This is a genomic window from Streptomyces sp. NBC_00989, assembly GCF_045162655.1.
Taxonomy (GTDB): domain Bacteria; phylum Actinomycetota; class Actinomycetes; order Streptomycetales; family Streptomycetaceae; genus Streptomyces.
In genome coordinates this window covers 9,917,199-9,938,701 of sequence record NZ_CP108728.1, presented here as the reverse complement: position 1 = coordinate 9,938,701, position 21,503 = coordinate 9,917,199, and the positions used below count along the sequence as shown (strand labels likewise).

The window sequence follows — 21,503 nt, the reverse complement described above, 5'->3', positions numbered from 1 at the left end:
CGCATTCATCCGATCCATCACCTGGGACTCAGGTAACCGAGTCAGGCTGACCGGCGAAACCCTGAACGTAACGACTGCACCTCGCAGGGCAGTCGAATGCGGACACCCTCAACGGTCTCCAGAATCGCCGGTTTGGCCAACCGGCAATCGTCGTCTATGTTCCGCTCGAAGCTGGCAGCAATCCTCGTCGTTCACCGGCCAAGACGCCCTGCGGCGATCCCCTCAAACCTCCGGTGGCCCGCTGATCTGCCGACAGCGTGACCTTCCTGAGGTGTTGTAGGTTGACATAGCCTTAGATCCGATTCCAGTCTTTCGAAGGGCTTTCTCGTCTGCCGTGAGCGGATCTTCCCCTTGATTAAGTCGCAAAACCTGGTCAGCTATCGCTTCCTCCGTGAAGGGCGGTGCCCATCGGACGGTTCCCTAAACGGGTGAAAATCAATAGCACGTCGCTTTCCGGTGGTCGCTGGCTCGCTGGCTCGCTGGCTCGCTGGCTCGCTGGCTCGCTGGCTCGCTGGCTCGCTGGCTCGCTGGCCAAGCATGAGCACACCTAAAGAGCAACAGACCGTACCGGCAGTCAATTTCGGGCGGTTTTGCCGCACCTGGGCGAGCGGCAGCATCGCATATTGATACCGGCGGAGACTCGATCCCTCGGTCACGGCGGCAAGGCGAGTTCATCCAGCTCACGCAGCAAGGCATACGTCTCGCCGAGGAACGCTACGAGGCGCCCGAGTGGTTCTCCGGCCGTACACCTGAGTGGCTCGCCGCCGAACGGGCTCTCATCGAGCACCTCTGGGTCTGCGAGCGGATGATCCTTGTCCTCATCGGCCCGCGGCTCCACCAGCTCGCCTGGGACTACGCGAGCGCGATGGACCATGTCCTGTGGGAGGACCTCGGCCGAGCTGAAGCCGCGCGGGACCACCTGCGCGGACTCATAAACACCTTCCTCAACGCGGCTCACGAGAAGCTGGGCTGACCGGCCCAGCAGCCTAGTCTGCCGCGAGGGCTTGGTGCTCCTGTTCAACTGAGGAGTTGAGCACCGTTTCACTGCGGTTCAGAGCCGTGGCAAGGTCTCGATACGCTTCTTCTGACAGCGTCCTCGCGCCGAGCGCACAGGCCCGAACCAAGTCCTTGCAGTCTCGTGCCTGGCTATCGGTGGCGAACGCGAGGAACAGAGGGTGTGCCAGGACCTCGCGGGCCGCATACCCGTTGCGGGCTTCCGTAGTTCGTCGGGCCAGATCATCGACGAGGAGGCCGGCCCCAGGTTGATCGGTAGACCCGACCGCATCAAGGACTGTGAGGCCGAGACGGATGTCGAAGACGGTCAGCCCTGGCTTGGCAGCGTGCCCTAGGTACATGTTCACGAGACCAGCGAGGCTGGCATTGACATCCCGTCCTGCGTCGCGGCAGCACAGCGCGGTCAGGCATTCAGTGACGGCCTGCTCCCACGGGTCACCCGGCGCTGTCGTGGTGAGCAGGTCCGTAGCCCGCTTTGTGTCACCGACGGTAAGGGCCGCGACGACGGCGACTTGGCGTCCGTCCAGCATGCGTGTGCCGACGCCCCGGTGCTCTTCGATGTGAGTCAGGGCCTCACGCCAGCGGCCCGTGGTGGTGAGGGTGCGCGTGCCGTCGGCGAGCAAGACGCGCCACAGCCACGCTCGGACGTCGTGCCGGTCCTGCTGGGTGCGGGTGAGGTCGGCAGGCACCGTGATCCCTTCAAACGTGACCTCGTCTCCGGTGCCGACGGCTTCGTACAGGTCCAGGAGCCGACGGCGGCCGTCGTCGGTGTTGCCGGCGCGGATCTGCAAACGGGCAAGGTTGACCAGGGGTTCCAGGCCACGGATGGTGCTCGTCGCTGACAGGGGGCAGGCCCGCAGGTAGGCGTTGGCGTGGCGGTGGCACATCGACCGGGCGAGGTCGGGAAGTCCGAGGTCGGAGGCCAGGAGCGCGGACTGGTTGAAAACCGTGGAGGCCAGCCCTTGTTCGCGTTGCTGTTCCGCCCGGTCGGCGAGGTCGACGAGTGCCTGTACCCGGTCGGGCAGTGGGAGGCAGGCGGGCCGGAATCGGGCAACGAGCGGGAAGCGCCTTGCTATCGGGCCGTGCGGGTCCATGGGGCCCCCTGGGAGTGACGGTATGGGTAGGGGCTGGTGGAGCCCGTCGGCAACGCCCACGGGCTCCACCCCCTTCACGTCCGGGCCGGCGTCAGCGCCAGTCGACGACGATGCGGTTCAGCGGCGTGTCGAGAGAGAAGAGGCCGGGCTGCTCCTCGATCGCAGGTGCGTCGAGAGGCTCGATGGCGAAGGAGGCTTCGCGGCCCCGGTAGGTGCGGTCCCAGGTGCGGATCGCCTCGGCGACCTTCGCGGCCAGTTCGTCGCTGCCGGGCCCGTGGCCGATGACGCCGAACTCCCAGAGCTTGCCGCCCTCGGGGGTCTTCTGCTCCGAGAGGCGGCGGGCGAGGTAGGTGACGGCGCCCTTGTCGACGGCCGCGGTGGAGGACGGGTAGGGGTCCTCGGTGAGCAGCGTGCCCTTGGCGTCCTGTGGGAACAGCATGCGGATCAGGCCGCTGGGCACGGTGCAGGAGACGAACAGTTCCATCCACTCCGGTGACTCCATGGCGCGGACCGTCATGCCGGTCCATTCCTCGGTGCGCGGCTGCTCCAGCACACCAGCCAGGGCGTCGGCGTCGATGGGCTGCCCGGCAGGGGCCTGGAGCCGTACGGCTCCGTCCCTGCTGAGCGGGACGACGCGGCGGTCGTCGTCGGCGATACCGCGTCGCAGCGGCATGAAGGTGTTCATCCTGCTGCCGATGCTGGTCCAGCGGCCGTCGCGCTGCTCGTAGGCGATGGAGCGGGACACGCTGCCTTTGAGTCGCTGGGGAACGACGAGCCGTCCGCCGGGGGCGAGTTGGTCGAGCCAGGCGTGGGGAACGCCGTGCGCGCCGACGGTGGCGATGATCCGGTCGTACGGGGCGCCCTCCGCGTGGCCGACGGCGCCGTCCCGGGTCAGCGCCTCGACGTTGGTGCACCCTGCCGCGTCGAGGTGGGCGCGGGCTCCTTCCACGAGGTCGTCGTCGACGTCGATCGTGGTCACGTGACCGCTCTCGCCGACCAGGTGGGCGAGGAGGGCGGCGTTGTAGCCGGTGCCGGCGCCGAGTTCGAGGATGCGTTCGCCGGGCCTGGCCTCCAGCTGGTCGAGCATGAGGGCGACGATTGCGGGCTGGGAGGCGCAGGAGATCGACGTGCCGTCGGTGTCGTACTTGATGTTGACCGGCACGTTGGCGTACGCGTCTGCGAGCGGGGCGTCGGGCACGAACAGGTGGCGGGGCACGGTGCGCAGAGTGGTCTCGACGGCGGGCGTGCGGGCGTATCCGGCTTCGCGGATCTGGTCGACCAGGGCGTTGCGGAGTCGTTCGGCCTCGGCCCCGGGGGTGGCGATCGTGTCGGTGTTCACCGTCCTGACGCTAGTGGTGTCCGACGTGCCCTCGGCGGGCGACGCGGTGTTGTCACTCGATCCCATGACTGCCTCTCGTGCGGTGTTGAACAGGGCGCTTTGGTCGTCCGGGCGGAGACCTGCGCGGTTGGCGTGGAAGATCACGTGGTGGGCGATGACGGCTCGCAGTCCGCGCGAGAGTCCGCCCTCAGCGGCGAGGTGGGCGAGCGTGGCACCGGCCTGCTCGAAGGCGGCCACCCACTCGGCGTGCCCGTCGAGCGGGCCGTCCGTTCGGCCAAGACTGCGCGCGTCGACAGTCATCAGCGTGCGCATGGCCGGTATCAGGGCGGCAGTCCGCCCCGGGGTGAGAGCCTCGGCTGCCGGGCGCAGCAGGGCGGCTTTCGCCCACACGTCGCCTTGCTCGAACCAGTCGAGCTTGGCGGCCCGCATCAGCGAGCTGAAGAGGAGGACGGCGGTCTCCCGACGCCCCAGTCGGTCGGGGCCGGGTTGATAGGTGAGCAGGTGCCGACTGTCCTCGTGGAACAGGTCGTGGGCAGCTTCCATGGCCGCCGTGCCGCCGAAGGCGGTGGTCTCCGGCTCGTAGATGCCGTACGTCCACGACCGAACCGTGCCGTCGACGACAAGCTCGCTCAACAATGACTCGACCAGGGGGGACGGTGTCGCAGCGCGGTAGCGCAGGGGCCAGGGCTGCTTGTTCATGAACCACCAGCCGGTGAGCTGGCCCTCTTCCTCAGCTGCGAGCAGGGTGGGGCCGAGGCGTTCGGCGATGGCGCGCTGGGCGGTCGCGCGGTCGGCGAAGGTGATGTTGTGCTGGTGCCAGCAGTCCGGGGGCATGGCGGCGGTCCTTCGATCAGGGTCAGGCGATGACGAGGCAGGAATCCCAGGCGGATAAGGGTGGCGTGGTGGTCGCGGGGGCGAGGAGCGCGAGGGCTATGCCGGCGGCACCGTTGAGGAACCCGGGCCCGGCTTCCTCATCCCGCACCAGGGCCGCGGCTGCGATTGCCGGATCGGTACCCGGCGGGCACACCGCGGCCAGGAGCGCCGGGATCGTCGCCTGGAGCTGGCCGACGGTCGTGGGGTACGCGTCCGTGCTGGTGCGGGCGGCGATGTGGGCAAGACCGGCGAAGCCGTGGCACAGGCCGTTGTCGGTGGTGGCCGCGAGCTGTGTGCGCTCGGTGAGGGCTGCCACGAGCGCGCTCTCCGCCTCGACTTGGCGGGTCGTGTCACCGAGGGCCAGAGCGGCGAGCTGCTGGGCGCGGGCGAGGCCGGCGGTGCCGTAGCACCATGACGGGCGGCGCGGTACAGACGGGATGAGGTGCCCGTCCGCGAGTTCGGCGCGCATGACCCAGTACGGCCAGGCGACGCCGAGGTCGGTCTTCTCCTGCCAGCAGTCCAGCCACGCCAGGATGGTGCGCATGGCGTCGTGGTGTCCGGCGGGCGCGGCACCGTATCGGACGGCGAGCGCCAGCAGCGCGAGCACCCCGCCGATTCCGTGCGCGAGACCGCTGTTGGCGTGCCCGCCAGAGAACCGCTCGTCCAGTCGGCCAGATGGCCCGGTGGCCGTCCACCACCCGGGCAGAATCTCGCCGCCGGAGCTGAGCGGTTCGGTGAGGCGTACGCAGTAGCCGAGGACCGCGTGCAGGTCGGAGCTGGACGGGTCCCGGCGCAGCAGGTAGGCCCCGTAGCCGGTGAGTCCACGGATCGCATCGAACTCCGCCAGGTGTGGCAGGTGGCCGGCGTCGATTCGGCGGTGCGCGGCGTCAAGGCGTGTGCGGAGGTCGGTGGCGATCTGCGCGTCGAGGGTGTCCAGTGCCCGCTGGTAGGTACCGGGTAGGTGGTCGGCCGCGCAGGCCACGGTGTGGGCGAGGGCGGGGGCACCGTAGAACGGGTGGCTGTCCGGACCGCTGGTGAACGGTTGCCGAGTAGCTGCCGTGAGCCAGTCGTGGGCGCGTTGCCATGGCCCGAGGCCACGCGCGGCCCGTTCGATGTGCAGCAGCGCGATTCCCAGCGGCCCGTAGGCGAGTTGCTGCCGTTCGGTGGTGGTCGTGCGGGGACTCACTGGGGCTGTGGCGGGGTCGGCCAGGAGGTCGGCGACGGCGTCCGCCAACTTGAGCGCGAGGGGCGCAAACGGTTGGGTCACCGTGTCCTCCGGGACATCCAGGCCAGGGCAACGGCACGGGTGAGATACAGGCAGATCGCTTCCTCAGGGAAGTCCACTGCCAGGTGCCGTACGAAGTGGACGTGCAGGAGCGAGGAGAGAACGTCGTCCAGGCGGATGCCCTGGGTTGCGGGGCCAGGGAGGTGGGGGCGGTAGGCGACGAGCGCCGCGTCCCGGTCCGCCCACGCCTCCACGATGGCCTCGCCACCGGGAACGTCGCGCAGTGCCGCCCAGTCGCCGGACGGGTCGGCCAGCCTTACGGTCTCGGTGAACTGTGGACGCGCCACTGGTGCGGGCGCGTTGGGCGGAATGTGGTCGATCAGCCAGCTCATGGCGGCCTCGGTACTGCCGAGGAACGCGATGGCGATGGCAATGGTATGCGCGGCGACCAGCGCACGCGAATGCGGTCGCCGGGGTTGGGAGAGCTGGGTGACGACGGCTCGCGAGTCAGCGCGGAACACATTCTCAGCGGCGTCCCAGGCAGTGCCGGAGCCCCAACGGCCCATCTCCCGGTAGGAGGTGGGGAAGCACATGTCCGACAGCAGCCCGGCGGTGCGCAGTTCGTTGGCCCAGGTGCCGACGATGTGGGCGGTCTCGGCAAAAGCTTCGGGATCGGACAGGGCGATGCGTACCCGGAGATGGTGGTCGGGGTCGCGGAAGCGGATGAACCACCATGGTGGCCTGCCTAGTTGGTCCAGCAGGTCGGGGATGTGCTGGGCGAGGACGGTGTCTTGACGACGGCGGTCGCCGTACAGGGTGGCCAGCAGCAGGGACGAGACGCCGGGCGTCTGGATCTGCGCTGGAGAGAACATGCGGGCCGGTGCGGGGGTCGGCAGGAGCGGCCATGCCGGGGGCCGTGCGGCCCTGAGGGGGACGACGACCTCGTGCGCGCGGCCCTCGCACCAGCCGTAGGCGTCGGCGGCCGGCCCCTCAACGAGGACGGCGAGGCGGGCGCGGTCGAGATGCTGGCGCAGCAGGGTCCGGTGGGCGGCCTGGTCGAGGTCGAGGAGCAGACGACGGTCCTCCTCGGCCAGGGCGACCCGCTGAGGCATCCTCCATCGGGTCCGCCACTCCTCAAGAGCGGTGTCCCACCGGACCTGGGGACGGTCGCGGCCGGGGAGTTCGGACCCTTCCAGCCGCCACCGTGCGGGGGCGAGGATAGTGCGGCCGTAGCGCAGCCGGGGCAGGAATGGCATCGCGGTCGCGGCGCCCCAGTTGAACAGGGTGACCTGCGCGCACTGGGCGCGCGAGAGCTCGGTGAGGAACCGGACCAGCGGCGGGGTGTGCTCCTTGAGATTCAGCGCGTGCATCCCCACGGCCTCGATCCGCTGCCCGCGCACGGGCGCGGCCAGATACATGCGGCGACCGTCGCAGGCCACTGCCAGGTCGTCGGGCGTGAGGACGTCGCTGCTGGTGGAACGGTGCTCCTGGACGCTGATCACGGTGGACAGGACCTGCGGAGCGCGGGTGACGTGGGCGCTCGTGGGCAGCATCGGCGGGAACGACAACTGGGCGGGGACAGTGCCGTCGTCTGCGGTCCGGAGGTCAGCCAGTTCCGCCGACAGGCGCCCGCGGTCCTCGGGCGCCAACACGCCGAGGAACCGGCCGGTGGTGACCCCGATGCCGCGAGACACGCTCGCGACCTCCAGCCGGAACCGCCCGCGCTGCAGTTCCTCGGTGCTGGCCGCGTGTACCCGGACCCCGACCTCCAAGTGGGGCGGCACCCTGGGGCTCTCGGGTCCCAGATCCATCGCCGCGATCAGTTCATCGGTGAGAACCACTTCGTCGCGGCCGTCGAGGACGGCCGCCTGCGCCAGCCGCACCAAGGTGTCATCACGTGCAGAAAGGCGGGAGCGCCGCCCGTCGGAGGGAGCACCGGGATACCCGTCGGGGAAACCCGTGCCGCTGTCGGCGACGACTTCGGTGAGCGGCACCATCGTGCCGATGCCGTACCGCTCGTAGAACCGCCGCTGGTACGCCTTCCACGCCGCGGTCCCGTACGGGAGGGCGCTGACCCGGGCCAGCACGCCGACTGCCCGCTCGACCTCGCGCGCAGCCTCTTGCGGCAGCTCCACCTCGGCGTCCAGACACAAGTCCAGGGCGAGGGGATGGCGGCGCAGCCCTGAGACCAGAGCCCGCATCCGCGCGGCGGCGCGGCCCCTGCCGCTGCGAGAGCCGCAGTCGCGCAAGTCCGCCTGGACAGCCCGGAGTTCGCGGATCGTATCGGCGACCTGGGTTACGGCGTCGGCTTCCACGGCGTCGAGCTGCGCCAACAGGTAGTCCAGGGCGTCGGTCTCGGTACTTGGTGCGTGCAGGCTGGTGATCAGGACCTCGTTCCGAATCAGCCCCTCCACGAGCCGCCGCGCCTTTCCCGGGCCTGCTCCGGGGAAATCCGCAACCAGCTTGTCCGCAAGAGCTCCGGCACAGATGGGCTCGCGGGCTGCCTCCAGGACCACCCGCACCGGTTCGGTCAGGGCCACGGATGCCTCAACCGCACGCCGCCGGTCACCTTGGGCGTCGACCTTGTACGGCACGATCAGCCGGTCACCGCGTCGCGTCGCGGTGTTGTTGACGACCACCGCAAGGCGCGCCAGGAGTTCGGGGCACGACTCCAGTCGTTCGACAACGGCCGTCAGCCACTCCGCGCTCGACCGGCCGATGACAACATGGTCCGAGCCCCACTTCGAGCGTGCTCGTGAGCCGATGGCAGCCAAGGCCACACCGGCGAACAGGCCGAATGGAGTTGCCCGCTGCTCGGCACGCAACACGTAGCGCGCCACGGAGGAGACAGCGCGCCGCACGTCACGCGCCGCCGGACTGCTGGAGGAACACAGGGCACGCACCTGGGAGGCGAGGACAGGACTGGCGTGCTCCAGTGCCTCGGCAACGTCTTCGTCGGACCACACCTCCCGCAACCATGCGAGCCGGGCCGCTTCTCCATATGGGGAAAGGTCGTTGAGGTCGGGACACGGAGAGACAGGAAGCTCCGGCCGAGCGACCGCGCGGACGAGCGCGGTCGTACCGGCACGGAACGTGGTGCTCGAAGCCATCACAATCTCCTGGTCCAGACGGACGGCCGGCGCCTTCGCACCGCGGGTCACGAAGACACCGGCCTGGGTGCCGTGCGCGTTAGGTCAGGCCACGTTGGTGGTGCAGGCGCCGCAGGTCTCGCCGCACCCGTCGTCCGTCAGGTTGACCAGGCCGGCGAAGTCGCCGACCTCGACCAGGCTCACGTCGAGGTCGAAGCCGTCCGAGGCGGTCGCCGGGATCGCCGTGGTGGTGTGGTTGATGTTGGGGCTCATGCCAACTCCTGTTCGTCGAATGCGAGTTATGAACGGTGGTACGACCGGGTGCCTGCGTGCGGAGCGGATTGAGGCAGCTATGTCACGGAGGCAGTTCCCGGCCACCGGCCCGAGGCGCTATGGGCCGCATACCTCAGGCCGCGTGCCGCCCCGATGAACCCGGCTCGAAGCGGCCAGGTCATCAGCACGGCCGTCTATCAAGCCGCTACCTCGGCGGCTTGCTGGTTGAGGACGTTCGAGATGCCGTCGGTACAAATCAGTGACGAGGCTCCGTGCGGTAGGGATTCCAGGTCCTTGTACAGCTGCTCGTCGCTCACCTCGCTCGTGAAAAGGCGTCGGAGGCCGTACAAGACCACGCCCGTTGCCTCGCGATCGTTGGAAGCTTGCGGGCTCGGCAACCCCATGGCGACGTCAGCCGTTGCTGTGACCATCACGACGCCTCGTCGGGGATCGTCAGCGAGCACCACGTCATCGTGCCGTCGGTGCTCACGCCCCACTCCTTCGCGACGGCCGCGACGAGCAACAGGCCGCGGCCGTTCTCGTCGGCCGGGCCCGCTGAACGAAGCCGCGCCGGAGTCGGGGTGCCGTCTGTTACTTCGATGCGAAGTTCATGGTCGAGGAGCCGCACCCTGAGTTCGACCGGTCTTCCCTTGCCATGTTTGACGGCGTTGGTGACCAACTCGGAGACGGCGAGCATGGCGTCGTCGGTCAGCGTCGTCAGGTTCCATTGGCCCAGCCGGTCCCTGGTGATGTGTCTCATCTGCCCGGCGCAAGTCTCAGCCGGGAGGAAGTCGACCTTGAAGCTGTACTCGACTGCCTGGCCCTCGGATGAGGAACTGAGGGCGACAGACTCGCTGGACGTCATCGCACCCGTCGCAAACGTGATGCCTCGTTCGGCCATCATCCTGCCTCCGAGAGCATGGGTGCGGGGACGGAAGTGCGGGCAGGAACGAACCCCCGCGGCATGGGAAACAGGGGCTGCCCAAGGGCACGCCAGAAGAGCCGGTCGCCGGTGAACGCACTGCGCGCGTGCAGCCAGCGTTCGTTATCCAACAGGTAGCCCTGGCCGGGAGCCAAGCGAAGGCGCACCTGGTGGCGTATGGCTGCGGCCCGCAGTTGCGGGAGGTATGGCTGGACTATCGGGTTCCAGCGCGCCAGCCCGTCGAACCGAAGGCGAACGGACACCCGCAGATCGGGGTGGATGGTAAACACCTGTGTGGCGTGACCGTCTCCGGCGCCGAAGAAGGCGGTGCGGGGTTGCGCCAGGGCAACGCCGGCCTGTCGTTGGCGGGTGAAGAGGTCGGAGTGCACGGCCTGCCCATCGGTGAGTAGGCATTCCCCACCGGTCGCGGCAACTTGCCCGCACACAAGGAGCATCAGACGGGGCGGATGGGGTGTACCGGAGCGTTCGGTGTGCGGATCGAGGGGGCCGTTGCTGAACCCCGCGAAGCCCGCCCGATGCGCGTCGCGTCGGGTGTCGCAGATTGTGGTGAGACCGTCCGGGCCACTGTCGCGGTGCGGCACTACATTTATGATCCGGGTGGCAAAGGCGAGCACGGCAGTGCGTGAGGCAAGACCGTCGACAGTGACCAAGCCCGTTTCCCGTAGCCGCCCCGCGATCCTTTCTTCCGCTCCCGGCACCCGGAGGTCAATACGGTTGCGCACGAAGACATCGGGGTACGGCTGATGAACTCGGTGCATCCTGGATCTCCTTAGCGGGGCTGCGGTGCTTTCACTGTTCGTCGCCGCTGGTACGGCGGTAAAGCGACAGATTGTCGACTCGGGCAATTCGCCCATGCCCATCTCGCGCCACGGGTCGCGTGCTACGTTCCGAACACCCCCGGCCGCACGCTCAATCCGAGGAGAGCGATGGCGTACACGCCCCCCACCTGGCCCGTCTCCGTCAAGGGCGTCGCTGTGGACGGTCGGCGACGCGTACTGCTGCTGAAGAACGAACGCGAGGAGTGGGAACTGCCCGGAGGCCGACTCGAACTCTCCGATGCCACACCAGAGTCCACAGTGGAGCGGGAGATCGAGGAGGAGACCGGCTGGGTGGTGAAGGCCGGTCCGCTCCTGGACGCGTGGATCTACCAGCCTCTGCCCGTGGCCATGCCGGACCGGCGAGTTGTGATCGTCACCTACGGCTGCATCGTCCTCACCCCGGACATGGACCCCGTGCTGAGCCACGAGCACAAACAACTGGGCATGTTCACGGCCGACGAAGTGCCCGGCTTGACCATGCCAGACGGATACAAGCAGTCCATCGCCGCCTGGTACGCGCGGATGTGACGGGCGATGGACGGCGCGATGATGGCACGACGCCCTCAACACACCTTGTGGCACTGGGCCACGCCGCAGGCCGAGGCGATCCTCGCCACGCGCGACCTCGGCGCCATCCTGCGCTTCCACCGCACCGTGCATGGCATGAACCAGACCGAACTCGGACAGGTCCTCGGTTACGACAAGACGTACATCTCGCTCCTCGAACTCGGCAAACGGAGCCTTGAAGACATCGGCTCCCGCCGACACATCGCCGAGACGCTTCATCTGCCTCCGCACGTCGTCGGCGTCACCGATCCAGCCGACACAGACCACCGCGCCATGCTCCAGTTCGGCGAGTCCACGGTCCGTCTCGCCGAGATCGCCCGCCAGTCCGGACATGCCTCCGAAGCCGTCGCCGAGTTGTGGCCCCTGGTCGCCCGGCTCGAAGCCCGCATGGAGGACGGGCACACGGAACGCGACGTCCTGCACCTCCTGGCCCGAGCCCGTGTCGGCCTCGGCGTCGCCCTGGGCAACGTCCTGCCGGAGGAACGACTGAGCACCGCCGCCCACTGGACCGCGAAGAGCATCGGCATCGCCCGCTACTTCGGCGAACCGCCCTTCACCTCCTACGTGTTGCGCATGCACGGCAACGAACTGCGCAAGGCCCGCCTCCACGGAGCCGCCGTCGACCGACTCCAGCACGCGGCTGCCATCGCACCGCACAACGAGGCGAAAGCAGCCGTACTCCCGCTGCTCGCCCGTGCGGCCGGCACCCTCCAGAACCAGCCCCTGTTCGACGAGGCGATGTGGGAGACGAACCGGCTCCTCGACGAGACCGAACACACGTCGTTGTTCAACCCCTACGCCCTGCACGAGATCCGCCTGCGAGGGCTGATGGCCACCGACAGGACCGACATGGCCATACAGTTGATCGAGCAGGGCAGTCCTGTACCGACGACTACCGTCGCCCCGCAGTGGCGCGTGATCGAGCTCATCACCGTGGCTCAAGTACGGCTGGCCGCCGACAATCCAGGCAGCGCCGCGCAGTCCCTGCACACCGCTGTCGACGAAGCAGTCCGCCAGCGACTTCCCCACCAGCTGCAACGTATCGTGCGCGCGGCGGACTACCGGCTGCCGGAGATCAGGGAAGTCGCAGACCATGCCCTGGACCGGATTCGGCAGGAGATGGCCGCCTAACTTGATCTCGCCCCAGAGCAGCACCGGCTGGCATCGGTCGCTCGGCTTAAGGAACGTGGTCATGGGCCCATCGCACCGTGTTGCGAAGCCGTCTACCAGGGGAATCCAGAGGGGGAAAAACCTGTCAAGGGGGGAAACCTTGGGGGGAATTGAGGTCATGATTGAATTCCGCCCACAACAGAGGTCACACTCATGACAGATCCGTTCGCCGAACTGATGGTCAGGCTCCGGAAGGACGCAGGCCGGACAAAAGAGCAGCAGGCAGACGCGATCAACGCGGTCTCCGGCCGGGTAACCCTGACCCGCCGGGAGATCAGCCGTTATGAGAAGTTTGAGAACATCCCTACGAACCGCACACTCGCCCACATCGCAGTGGCTTCCGGCGTCCCCTTCGAAGAACTACTGCGGGAGGCCAAGGCGGCCCGCGCCCGACGGAGGAGGGTGAACGTCCGTGAAGAGGAGGACCAGGACGACGTGAAGCGCCGCACGCTGCTGGGCAGCGCCGCCATCGGCGTAAGCGCGGCTGCCGAGCCCTGGGGACGGCTCGCCTTCGCTCTCAGCAAAGGCTCGCTCATCGACACACCCGCCGCGTTCGCGCTCATCAACCGTGCTGCCGACCTGCACGTCCAAGAACTCAACCTCAGTGCCCGCCGCCTGCAAAGCACAGTTGAGTCGCACCTTGACGCGATCACCGCAGCCCTGCCTCACGCCGGCGAGCACGAACGGGCCCTCACCGTCGCAGCCGGGGAAACCGCCGCCCTTGCCGGATGGGTCTCCTGGGACTTGGGCGACTATGCCCAGGCTGGTGCCTACTACGACGTCACAACCGAGTGCGCGGCGAAGGCCGGGCATCCTCCCCTCAGAGCGTTGGCCCTCACCTACGCCAGCTACGGGGCTCCGACACCGAAGAGGAAGCTAGAACTCCTGTCCCAGGCATCCCGGGATGTGCGCGGCCACGGCAATGCCACGGCCGCGGCCTGGGTTCTCGGAAGGCACGCGGAGGAAGCGGCCGCGGTCGGCGACGAGATGGGGGCGCTGCGTGCGCTTGATCAAGCACGCTTCGCTTACGACTTCGCGGATCACACCAGCGAACAGGCATGGGTCCACTTCGTGACGCCGTACCGAATGGATTCGTTGGCCCTTTCCGTGTACGGGCAGTTGAGGCGGCCCGAACTCACCGCCACGGCCGACACCGCGGTAGACCGCCTCGGGGACGAACTACCGGACGGCGGCGTCGTCGTCCTCGGCGACCTTGCCTCGGCCCTGCTGAACGGAGGCGACGTCGAGCACGGCGTCTACGTATCGCGCCAGTTCACGGCCGCGTCACAAGCCAAGCCCAACACCATGGGCAAGGAGCGCGCCGCGAAAATCGCCGCATGGCTCCCCGACAGTGAGCGGGAACTCGCCCACCACTTGCGGCAGTTCGCGTCCTGAACCGATCCCCTCGTCCGGTACACGGCAAGCTCAGAAAACGACCGCCGTCACGCGGCACGTCGTCCCTCAGCCCCCTGTTGTTTCCTTAACAACCCACGACAGATACGCCTCCGACCCGCCGGTCACAGGCAGCGTGATCCACTGGGGGACGTCGTACGGGTGCCTTTCGGAGAGCCATGCCTCCAACTGCTCGAGACGGTCCGACGTCGTCATGTACGAGATACGCCACTCCCGCACCGTCTCGACCGCGTTCTTCCACCAGTAGACGGCGGTGATCGGCGCGTCGATGTGAACGCCCGCTGCCAACTTGCTCTCAACCGCACCCCGTGCCAGCGCCCTCGCCTGGTCCTCGTCGTCGACGGTCGTCTGCGCGATCACAATCTCGTTGGCCATGCGACTACCTCTCCAGCTCCGTGTACCACGACCCTACCCAGCAGCTCTGGTTCGCTACCGCAGAGCAGTTGACCTCACTTCGGGTGGCCTGAGGTGGCTCCACTCGCATGTTCGAGGGCGGTCCGTCGCCTCAGCGACCATGGAGTCGTGCGTAGATTCGTGCCGATTAGGCGAGTGCCACGCCATCGGCGCGTGGCAGCCGAACGGTCTGGACGACCCGCCACTTATAGGAAGCACGCTCACGTCGCATTTCGACAAGATCGATACGATCGATCAGTAGGTCTGTGGGCGGCAGCGACCGGAGGGGTTTCACGGCTGCGTGGACGGGGCCGGCCGGACCTGCCGTGTGGCAGTAGCCGATCCCGATGTGTGGTCTGAGTCTGCTGGTGCTCTTCATGGGGGGCAGGCCGCAACTGGCCGCCGTCTCAACCAGGAGCTGGTGGAGGGAGATAACGGGAGTCCAGGGAGCAACGCTGTAGCGGAGGGCTCCGCGGGATCCGGTCAGGGGCAAAGCGGAGAGTTTGAACGTGTGCGGCGCGGCGGCCTGAACAGCCTTGGTGAGAAACCTGAGTTGGTCGTCATTGACTTCATCCGTGCGACCGATGCGTCCGAGCGTGAGGTGGAAGTCTCCCGCGCCAATCAGATCGAACACTCCGAGATCGCGGACGAGATCCTGGCTGCGCAGAGCGTGGGCGACGAAGGCGTGGTCGTCGGGGATTGTGATCAGCCAGTAGTAGGCCCGGGTCTCCGCAGCCCATCCTGGGCGCTGCCAGTGGTCTTGCATCTGGACTAGTTCATCGAAAGCCTGCCACTCGTGGGCAGCGATGACCGCAGGATCATCGAGGTCCGGAGGAGGAGTGGCGGGGAACGCGTCCGGGTGCGATATCAGCGGAGCCATCCCGTTGGCGACGTCCTTCCTGAGGCATCTCCTGATGCGGACATCGTGACAGATTCGGTCAGCTGACGTACGCGAGGGGTGTCTGACCACGCCCGTAGGGCCTCGCCGTACTCGCGTACGGCCGCAGTCCCTTTCCAGCTCTTGGCACTGCGGTGCAGGGCATGGGCACGCTGGACGACTGAAAGGATCAGGGGGCCTTGGTGCGCGTCGTCCAGGACCTGGCGCCCCAGGAGCATCGCCTGCTCGACATCCGCACTACGGCCGGAGACGAGGACAGTTGCGACGTCGAGTGCCACAAGGGAGCGGGTCCAATCCGAGTCGGACGTGGCGACGTGCCCGCTGATCTCGTTCTCGTAGCGCAGGACGTCAGCGGTGTCACCGAGTGCGACGTGGCCAGTGATCGCGTTTGCCAGAGTGCGGGGAAGACCGTAGGGCTCCAGAGAGATGCATGGAGTGAGAGCGGAGCTGACGTCGTGTCGGGCGGTGAGGTCTTCGGCCGCCAAGATCGCTTTGAGGGTGCCAGGACGGTCGCCTTGGCGGGCGAGTGCGCGGGCTAGTCCATTGACCTGCAAGCGGATCGCCTGCGGATGGTCGGGAGCAAGGTCGATCCCCGCGCTGGCCCAGCGAACTGCCTGCGCGAGGTTGCCTCGGTAGTAAGCCGACAGTGACAGCGTGCCATGGGCCCACATGACCGTTTCGAGATCACCGATGTCCGTCGCCAGGGCGACGGCTTCGGTGCAGTAGGCCGTGGTGAGGTTGTGGTGTCCGGCGTTGACGGCCATGTAACCCAGGACCGCCGATGTGCGTGAGGCGATCCGGAACAACTCGGCACGGTGGGAAGGCGGTTGGTGCCCTTGCATGAGATTGTGCAGACGGGAGCGGAGCCGGCGTGTCTCCGCCGCGAGCCGGGAGGGACCCGTGGGGCCGTCGGACTCGTACTCCTCGATGATGCGCAGAAGTATGTCGTCAGATGCCTGAAGGGCGGCCGACGCTGTATTCGATGCCAGCAGCACGTCGAGGGCCGATGTGATGTCCACCGGGCTGTCCCAGTGCGACTCGGCTGTGACCGCAGCGCCCACGGCACCTTCAAGCAGGGGGTGGCGTTTCGTGCCGTCTTGGTTCTTCTCTTCGCCGTGAGCGCCCTGTCTACGCCGGGCGCGGGCGGCCTTGGCCTCGCGCCGTAGTTCTTCGAAGGGGACGCCGGAGGCCACTGCGATGTGGGCGAGTGTGCGGTTCGTAGGGATGTTCTCGGACTTCTCGTAGCGGTTGATCTCACGTCGAGTCACGGTTTCACTGCCTGAGGCAGCGTTGATCGCGTCGGCCTGCTGCTCTTGCGTCCGGTCTGCTTCCTTCCGGAGCTGGATCAGCAGTTCCGCGAACGGGTCTGTTGCCATGAGCGTGACCTTGTCGTCGTGTGTGTGCCAATCATGGCTGCAACTTCCCCCTCCTGTTTCCCCCTTGACAGATTTTTTCCCCCTCCGGTTTCCCCTGGTGGGGCGCCCAGGCTCGCGAGACGGTCACTCTGTGACCACGATCCGTACAGGGCTTCCTTCTGAGCGACCCGATCGACACGGCTTCGCCCGCCGGGGAAGTCCTGTGCCTCCGTCATCCGGTCACGTGAAATCACTCCTCTCGGAAGGACTTCCGCTTTCATGCTCCGGCTCCTGATCCAACCGCCGCCCGTCCTCTCCGCATGGCGGGCCCGCTAACCAGTCGCAGGGACTGGCCTGCTCCCCCTGCGGGCCTCGTCCCGCCCGGTTCTTGAGCCTGCCGATGCTGAGTGGACGGGCCCAAGTCCGTGCTCCCGCCGCGTGTGGGGGAGACCCGCTTCTCCTTCCAGCGGTCTGGCGAGCGCGGCCGACCCTTCCTGCGCCACACCATCCCCGTACGCCCGGACCTTCCGGGCCTTCCCCGAAACGAAAACATGACTCGCGCGCGCATCAAGGACTTCGGGCCGGTCGAAGACCCGCAGATCGCCGGCATGGTCAGCCGGGAGAACGGTGTCTCACTGCCGAGCCGGAAGATGCCCGTGGCATCGCACCCCACGCTGGCCAGCGTGCTCCCGGCCGCCTGTCTGGCCTCACTACCTGTCGATGTGCCGGTCGGCGACCTGTTCGACACCTTGGTTCTGCCCGAACCACAGGCCCGGCAGGCCCTCGCTCGTCTTGCTCATTACCGTCCTCATCCCGTGGGCGCCGTCCTTGCCCACCCCGGTGAGTGGGTGCTGTTCCTCCCGCCCGGGTCGGGTTACGAGACGGACTGGCCGACGCCGGCGGTTCACAAGGACAGCGGAACGCTCCAGGTACCGCCGGTGCTGGCCTCGGCCGACGGATACCTGCGCTGGGCCCGTCTCGGCAACGCCGGACGCACCGGCCGGGCCTTCACAGCGCCGATGATGCTGCATCCCGTACTGCCGCTGCTGCGCGTCGCCGAGTGTCCCGTCCCCGACTCCCAGATGCCCGTGAGGATCTGATGACTTCCCTGATACAGGACGTGCTGCTCTGCGTGCCGTCCGCCGGATTCGTCGCCGCGAGCGCGGTCGCGGTGCGCTATCGCGGCGCTCAGGCCAACGCCCTGCGGCAGGTGGCGGCACTAGACGAGGAGGCCCGGCACCTGGCCAACACCCGGCTTCCAGCGCTGGTGTACACCTCGCAGAACGGCACCGGCAACTCCGCGTCGCCCACCGGGGCCACACTGCACCAACAGCTGGCCCGGACCGAGACCGGCCTGGCCTACCGGTCGATCCTGGACCAGGTCGATGCCGCACTCAAGGCGGCTGAGACCCGGGCCGAGGCGTCCTCGCGTGCCGCCGTGCAGGCCACCACCAGTTCGCTTCAGCCGCTGGTCTACGACATACAGACCGCGATCACCCAACTGCTGGCCACCGAGCACGACGCGACGATGCTCGCGCGGCTCCAGCCGCTTGACCACTTGGCGAGCCAACTGGCCCGGCGTCTCCAGATCCTCGCCGTGATCACCGGGAAATGGCCGGGCCGTCAGCGGGACGACGTGCCTCTGCTGGACGCGGTCCGTGGAGGCGTATCACGCATCCGTGACTACCTCCGAGTGAGAGTTCCCCGGGAGTTCCCCTACTACGTGTCCAGCCGGTACGTGGAACCGGTGGTGCTGGCGGTGGCGGAGCTGCTGGACAACGCCGCCCGGCACAGCGCGCCGCGGACGCCGGTCGAGGTGACGTTCGTCGATGCCCACCAGGGCATCAGCATCGAGATCCACGACGCCGGGTCCGGTATGACGGCCGAGGTCCGCGCCGAGGCGGCCCGGCGCCTGTCCGGACAGCATCCCGTCCAGCTCACGAAACTGCGCACGCCGCCGGCCTTCGGGCATCTGGGGGTGGGCGCGCTCGCCCGGCAGTACGGCTTCACCGTACGTCTCGACCAGGAGCACTCGGTCCACGGCGGGATCCGCGCCGTCGTGTTCGTGCCCCGCACCATGCTCGCCGCACCGCCTGCCGGGGACGCCGGGCCGGTACAGGAACGGCTGGCACACACGGCATCCGCTGCCGCCGACAGCACCCGGGCCGACGGGCACGGCTACCAGGTGACAGGCGACGGACTGGCCCTGCGCCCTCCCCCCTCCAGGGGTCCCCGCCACCGGGCTCAGCAGCTGACCCCGCCGGAGCCCCCGCCCGCAGACTCCGGCAGAGCCCTCGCCGCGTTCGCACAGGGCACCCAGACCGTACACACCCCCACCCACGAAGCCCCCGCGACCGAGGAGCCACCGCGATGAACGCCCTCCCGAAGTCGAATGTCCGCCCGGACCTGAGCTGGGTTCTCGACGAACTCGTGAAAGCCCCCGAAGCCCGGCACGCGGTGCTGCTGTCCGCCGACGGGCTCGCGATGGCGGCGTCGAAGGACGTCGGCGACGTGCTCGCCGACACGATCGCGGCGAGCACCTCCGGTCTCCAGGCACTCAGCCGCAACTGTGCCCAGTTCGTCAGCGACCAGGACACCCCCTGGCAGCAGACCATGGTCCAGTACCGGGACGGATTCCTCTTCGTGATCACCGCCGGCAACGGCTCCTTCCTGGTCGCCTCAGCCGGCATGCACGTGGAGGTCGCCAACTTCTCGTACCTCATGGCCGACACCGTCAAGCGCCTGGGTGACGCGATGGCCGTCGAGGCACGACAGCACACCGGACAGGAATGACGCCCGCGGGGCACGGCAGTGACCCCCTGGTACGGATGTACGTGGTGACCGGAGGCCGGCACAGCGCCACCCGCAACCACTTCGACTTCGTCACCCTGATCGCCCTGTCCCCGTACTCCGCCCAGCTCAGCCGCGCCCAGCTCAATCCAGAAATGAACGCGATCCTCGGCCTGCTCGTCCGCAGCGCCCAGTCGGTCGCTGAACTCGGCGCACTCCTGAACCTGCCCATGAGCGTGATCCGCATCCTGCTCGCGGACCTCATGGAAACCGGACACATCACCACCGAGGGGCGCATCCACCTGGCCGACGAGGCCCCCGAACGAATGATCCTGGAGGCCGTCCTTGAAGGGCTGCAAAAGCTCTGAACCCGCGCCCGTCCTGCACGGGCACGAGCTGACCAGGAAGATCCTGGTCGCCGGTCACCTCGCCGCCGGGAAAACCACGCTCATCGGCAGCGTGTCCCAGATCCCGCCCGTCACGACCGAGGAAACGATGACGAGCGCGGGCATCGGCATCGACCACACAGAGCTGCCCGGCAAGTCGACGACCACCGTGGCCATGGACTTCGGCCGCCTGCACCTGAGCGACGACCTCGTCCTCTACCTTTTCGGCGCACCCGGCCAGCCCCGCTTCTTCCCCATCCTCCAGGACCTGGCGCTCGGCGCGCTCGGCGTCCTCGTCCTGGCCGACACCCGCCGCCTCGGCGACACCTACCCCATCCTCGAACTCGTCGAAGACCTCGGCCTGCCCTACGCGGTGGCCATCAACCGGTTCGAGGGCGCCCCCCAGCCCACCGAGGAACGGCTGCGCGAGGTGATGCGCCTCGCCCCCACGATCCCGGTCATCACCTGCGATGCCCGCGACTACCGCAGTTCCCTCAACGCACTGATCGTCTTCGTCAAGCACCTCCTCACCCTGACGCCGGAGCCCAGCCGATGACCACCCACCCCCAGTCCGGAGACCCGCGGTGCCCGGCGCACACTCCGCCGCCACCACCGCCCATACCACTGCCGATCTTCGGCCCGACCTTCAGCGCCAACCCGCACGCCACCTACGCCCGCCTGCGCGCGCAGGGACCGGTCGTCCCGGTCGAGATCTCCCCCCACGTGTTTGGGTATCTGGCCGTCACGCACTGGTCCGTCGGCTATCTCCTGCGCAACAACCCGACCCTGTTCGCGAAGGACCCCGTCCACTGGGCGGCTCTCCAGCGGGGCGAGATCCCGCCCGGCAGTCCGGCACTCATGATGATGGGGCCACGCGACAACGCACTGTGGAAGGACGGCGCCGAACACACCCGGCTGCGCAGCGCCATCACCAGCGCCCTCGACCGGGTCGACACGTTCGCGCTCGCCGAGTCCGTCGCACGGATCGCCGACCAGCTGCTCGACTCCTTCGCCGCACTCGGGCACGCAGACCTCATGGCCCAGTACGCGGGCCCGCTGCCAATGCTGACGGTGATCGACCTCCTGGACTCCCCGTCCTCCTCCCGCGGCGAGTGGATCGTGCAGTCCTCCCTCGGCGAGCGCATCGTCACTGCGGTGACCCGTCTCTTCTCAGCGGGCCCCGACGACGCCGCGCAGGCGAACGCGGACCTCGAAGAGGCGTGCCTGGAACTGACCCGCCTCAAGCGCGCCCACCCTGGTCCGGACGTCATCACCTATCTGATCCAGGGCGGGCTCAGCAACCGCGAGATGGCGCAGACACTGCTCCTCCTGTTCGGCGCCGCCGCCCCGCCCGAGAGCGAATACATCGGCAGTGCCCTGCTCGACATCATCACCGACCCCGAGTCCGGCGGAAGTGTCCACACCGGCGTGCGCCCCGTGGCCGACGCCCTCGACGCCGTGATGTGGAAGAACCCGTCCGTCGCCAACTACCACCCCCTGTACGCGCGAGGCCCTCAATGGGTCCAGGGCATGCTCGTCCAGCCTGGCTATCCGATTCTCTGCTCGTACGCCGCCGCCAACAGCGACCCGGACCTCTTCGTCGGCACCTCACCCGGAGCTTTCGCGGGCAACCGAGCGCATTTCGGTTTCTCCGCCGGCACCCACGGCTGCGCGGCCCCGGGCATCGCCAGAGTCATCGGCGAGATCGCCGTCGAGCGCGCCCTCGACCGTCTGCCCAAGCTCGCTCTCACCGTCGCCCCCGCCGACGTGCCCACCCTGCCCGGGCCGTTCCTGGCCGGGCCCGCCGCCCTACCCGTCTCATTCCAGCCCGACACAACTCGTCTCGCCCTGCCCGGAAGGTGA

Annotated in this window: 20 protein-coding genes; 10 read left to right on the top strand and 10 right to left on the bottom strand. The window is 68.1% G+C overall.

Annotated features, from left to right (window positions below; all coding sequences use genetic code 11):
* Nucleotides 1-805: 805 nt before the first annotated feature.
* Nucleotides 806-973, top strand: a complete 168-nt coding sequence (locus OG714_RS44705) for a hypothetical protein (protein WP_406129772.1) — start codon at nt 806-808, stop codon at nt 971-973.
* Between the two features lie 13 nt (nt 974-986).
* On the opposite strand, the gene OG714_RS44700 is transcribed toward OG714_RS44705, so the two are convergent.
* The 7 genes from OG714_RS44700 to OG714_RS44670 all read right to left on the bottom strand — a co-directional run bounded on the left by OG714_RS44700 (nt 987) and on the right by OG714_RS44670 (nt 10,608).
* The gene (locus OG714_RS44700) at nt 987-2,108 is read right to left on the bottom strand and encodes a hypothetical protein (RefSeq protein WP_406129771.1); all 1,122 of its coding nucleotides are present in this window, start codon (nt 2,106-2,108) and stop codon (nt 987-989) included.
* 91 nt (nt 2,109-2,199) lie between these two features.
* A complete protein-coding gene (gene fxlM / locus OG714_RS44695) occupies nt 2,200-4,281 on the bottom strand; it encodes a methyltransferase, FxLD system (protein ID WP_406129769.1) in 2,082 nt (693 codons plus the stop codon).
* Nucleotides 4,282-4,303: 22 nt separating this feature from the next.
* Nucleotides 4,304-5,608 (bottom strand): lanthionine synthetase C family protein, encoded by a 1,305-nt coding sequence (locus OG714_RS44690; protein ID WP_406132158.1) that lies wholly within the window; start codon nt 5,606-5,608, stop codon nt 4,304-4,306.
* A complete protein-coding gene (locus tag OG714_RS44685; RefSeq protein WP_406129767.1) occupies nt 5,584-8,655 on the bottom strand; it encodes a lantibiotic dehydratase in 3,072 nt (1,023 codons plus the stop codon). The genes OG714_RS44690 and OG714_RS44685 overlap by 25 nt, the downstream gene beginning before the upstream one ends.
* Nucleotides 8,656-8,739: 84 nt before the next feature.
* Nucleotides 8,740-8,907, bottom strand: a complete 168-nt coding sequence (locus OG714_RS44680) for an FxLD family lanthipeptide (RefSeq protein ID WP_406129765.1) — start codon at nt 8,905-8,907, stop codon at nt 8,740-8,742.
* Nucleotides 8,908-9,337: 430 nt separating this feature from the next.
* A complete protein-coding gene (locus OG714_RS44675) occupies nt 9,338-9,667 on the bottom strand; it encodes an ATP-binding protein (RefSeq protein WP_406129763.1) in 330 nt (109 codons plus the stop codon).
* A 140-nt stretch (nt 9,668-9,807) separates the two neighbouring features.
* On the bottom strand, nt 9,808-10,608 hold the full coding sequence (locus OG714_RS44670; RefSeq protein ID WP_406129761.1) for a TauD/TfdA family dioxygenase: 801 nt from the start codon (nt 10,606-10,608) through the stop codon (nt 9,808-9,810).
* Between the two features lie 168 nt (nt 10,609-10,776).
* Here OG714_RS44670 and OG714_RS44665 point away from each other — a divergent pair, with 168 nt between their 5' ends.
* The 3 genes from OG714_RS44665 (at nt 10,777) to OG714_RS44655 (ending at nt 13,800) form a co-directional block, all read left to right on the top strand.
* Nucleotides 10,777-11,196, top strand: coding sequence for an NUDIX domain-containing protein (locus tag OG714_RS44665; RefSeq protein WP_406129759.1), 420 nt, complete (start codon nt 10,777-10,779; stop codon nt 11,194-11,196).
* Between the two features lie 18 nt (nt 11,197-11,214).
* Entirely contained in the window at nt 11,215-12,366 is a 1,152-nt protein-coding gene (locus OG714_RS44660) for a helix-turn-helix domain-containing protein (protein ID WP_406129757.1), read from the top strand.
* Between the two features lie 192 nt (nt 12,367-12,558).
* Nucleotides 12,559-13,800, top strand: a complete 1,242-nt coding sequence (locus OG714_RS44655) for a helix-turn-helix transcriptional regulator (protein ID WP_406129755.1) — start codon at nt 12,559-12,561, stop codon at nt 13,798-13,800.
* Nucleotides 13,801-13,866: 66 nt separating this feature from the next.
* Here the strand turns inward: OG714_RS44655 and cutA are convergent, their stop codons facing one another.
* The 3 genes from cutA to OG714_RS44640 form a co-directional block, all read right to left on the bottom strand.
* Nucleotides 13,867-14,193 (bottom strand): divalent-cation tolerance protein CutA, encoded by a 327-nt coding sequence (gene cutA / locus OG714_RS44650; protein WP_406129754.1) that lies wholly within the window; start codon nt 14,191-14,193, stop codon nt 13,867-13,869.
* Between the two features lie 166 nt (nt 14,194-14,359).
* Nucleotides 14,360-15,091 (bottom strand): 2'-5' RNA ligase family protein, encoded by a 732-nt coding sequence (locus tag OG714_RS44645; protein WP_406129752.1) that lies wholly within the window; start codon nt 15,089-15,091, stop codon nt 14,360-14,362.
* Complete coding sequence (locus tag OG714_RS44640; RefSeq protein WP_406129750.1) at nt 15,079-16,485, bottom strand: helix-turn-helix transcriptional regulator; 1,407 nt, start codon at nt 16,483-16,485, stop codon at nt 15,079-15,081. The genes OG714_RS44645 and OG714_RS44640 overlap by 13 nt, the downstream gene beginning before the upstream one ends.
* 530 nt (nt 16,486-17,015) lie before the next feature.
* On the opposite strand from OG714_RS44640, the gene OG714_RS44635 reads away from it, so the two are divergent.
* The 6 genes from OG714_RS44635 to OG714_RS44610 are packed head-to-tail and all read left to right on the top strand — an operon-like array spanning nt 17,016 to nt 21,503.
* A complete protein-coding gene (locus OG714_RS44635) occupies nt 17,016-17,564 on the top strand; it encodes a hypothetical protein (RefSeq protein ID WP_406129749.1) in 549 nt (182 codons plus the stop codon).
* A complete protein-coding gene (locus tag OG714_RS44630; RefSeq protein ID WP_406129747.1) occupies nt 17,564-18,838 on the top strand; it encodes an ATP-binding protein in 1,275 nt (424 codons plus the stop codon). The genes OG714_RS44635 and OG714_RS44630 overlap by 1 nt, the downstream gene beginning before the upstream one ends.
* Nucleotides 18,835-19,257: a roadblock/LC7 domain-containing protein gene (locus OG714_RS44625; protein WP_406129745.1), complete on the top strand. Its 423-nt coding sequence runs from the start codon at nt 18,835-18,837 to the stop codon at nt 19,255-19,257. The genes OG714_RS44630 and OG714_RS44625 overlap by 4 nt, the downstream gene beginning before the upstream one ends.
* A complete protein-coding gene (locus OG714_RS44620) occupies nt 19,254-19,622 on the top strand; it encodes a DUF742 domain-containing protein (protein ID WP_406129744.1) in 369 nt (122 codons plus the stop codon). The genes OG714_RS44625 and OG714_RS44620 overlap by 4 nt, the downstream gene beginning before the upstream one ends.
* Nucleotides 19,600-20,196 (top strand): GTP-binding protein, encoded by a 597-nt coding sequence (locus OG714_RS44615; protein WP_406129742.1) that lies wholly within the window; start codon nt 19,600-19,602, stop codon nt 20,194-20,196. Before OG714_RS44620 ends, OG714_RS44615 begins: the two co-directional genes overlap by 23 nt.
* Nucleotides 20,193-21,503 carry a cytochrome P450 gene (locus tag OG714_RS44610; protein ID WP_406129740.1) on the top strand — a complete coding sequence of 437 codons (1,311 nt, stop codon included), beginning with the start codon at nt 20,193-20,195 and terminating at the stop codon, nt 21,501-21,503. The genes OG714_RS44615 and OG714_RS44610 overlap by 4 nt, the downstream gene beginning before the upstream one ends.

Excerpts from the sequence above, each read along its gene's own strand:
- OG714_RS44625 (WP_406129745.1), top strand. The coding sequence starts at position 18,835 with ATGAACGCCCTCCCGAAGTCGAATGTCCGCCCGGACCTGAGCTGGGTT.
- OG714_RS44685 (WP_406129767.1), bottom strand. The coding sequence starts at position 8,655 with ATGGCTTCGAGCACCACGTTCCGTGCCGGTACGACCGCGCTCGTCCGC.
- cutA (WP_406129754.1), bottom strand. The coding sequence starts at position 14,193 with ATGGCCAACGAGATTGTGATCGCGCAGACGACCGTCGACGACGAGGAC.
- OG714_RS44630 (WP_406129747.1), top strand. The coding sequence starts at position 17,564 with ATGACTTCCCTGATACAGGACGTGCTGCTCTGCGTGCCGTCCGCCGGA.
- OG714_RS44620 (WP_406129744.1), top strand. The coding sequence starts at position 19,254 with ATGACGCCCGCGGGGCACGGCAGTGACCCCCTGGTACGGATGTACGTG.
- OG714_RS44675 (WP_406129763.1), bottom strand. The coding sequence starts at position 9,667 with ATGAGACACATCACCAGGGACCGGCTGGGCCAATGGAACCTGACGACG.
- OG714_RS44665 (WP_406129759.1), top strand. The coding sequence starts at position 10,777 with ATGGCGTACACGCCCCCCACCTGGCCCGTCTCCGTCAAGGGCGTCGCT.
- fxlM (WP_406129769.1), bottom strand. The coding sequence starts at position 4,281 with ATGCCCCCGGACTGCTGGCACCAGCACAACATCACCTTCGCCGACCGC.
- OG714_RS44610 (WP_406129740.1), top strand. The coding sequence starts at position 20,193 with ATGACCACCCACCCCCAGTCCGGAGACCCGCGGTGCCCGGCGCACACT.
- OG714_RS44640 (WP_406129750.1), bottom strand. The coding sequence starts at position 16,485 with ATGGCAACAGACCCGTTCGCGGAACTGCTGATCCAGCTCCGGAAGGAA.
- OG714_RS44645 (WP_406129752.1), bottom strand. The coding sequence starts at position 15,091 with ATGGCTCCGCTGATATCGCACCCGGACGCGTTCCCCGCCACTCCTCCT.
- OG714_RS44670 (WP_406129761.1), bottom strand. The coding sequence starts at position 10,608 with ATGCACCGAGTTCATCAGCCGTACCCCGATGTCTTCGTGCGCAACCGT.
- OG714_RS44660 (WP_406129757.1), top strand. The coding sequence starts at position 11,215 with ATGATGGCACGACGCCCTCAACACACCTTGTGGCACTGGGCCACGCCG.
- OG714_RS44680 (WP_406129765.1), bottom strand. The coding sequence starts at position 8,907 with ATGAGCCCCAACATCAACCACACCACCACGGCGATCCCGGCGACCGCC.
- OG714_RS44655 (WP_406129755.1), top strand. The coding sequence starts at position 12,559 with ATGACAGATCCGTTCGCCGAACTGATGGTCAGGCTCCGGAAGGACGCA.
- OG714_RS44705 (WP_406129772.1), top strand. The coding sequence starts at position 806 with ATGATCCTTGTCCTCATCGGCCCGCGGCTCCACCAGCTCGCCTGGGAC.
- OG714_RS44635 (WP_406129749.1), top strand. The coding sequence starts at position 17,016 with ATGACTCGCGCGCGCATCAAGGACTTCGGGCCGGTCGAAGACCCGCAG.
- OG714_RS44700 (WP_406129771.1), bottom strand. The coding sequence starts at position 2,108 with ATGGACCCGCACGGCCCGATAGCAAGGCGCTTCCCGCTCGTTGCCCGA.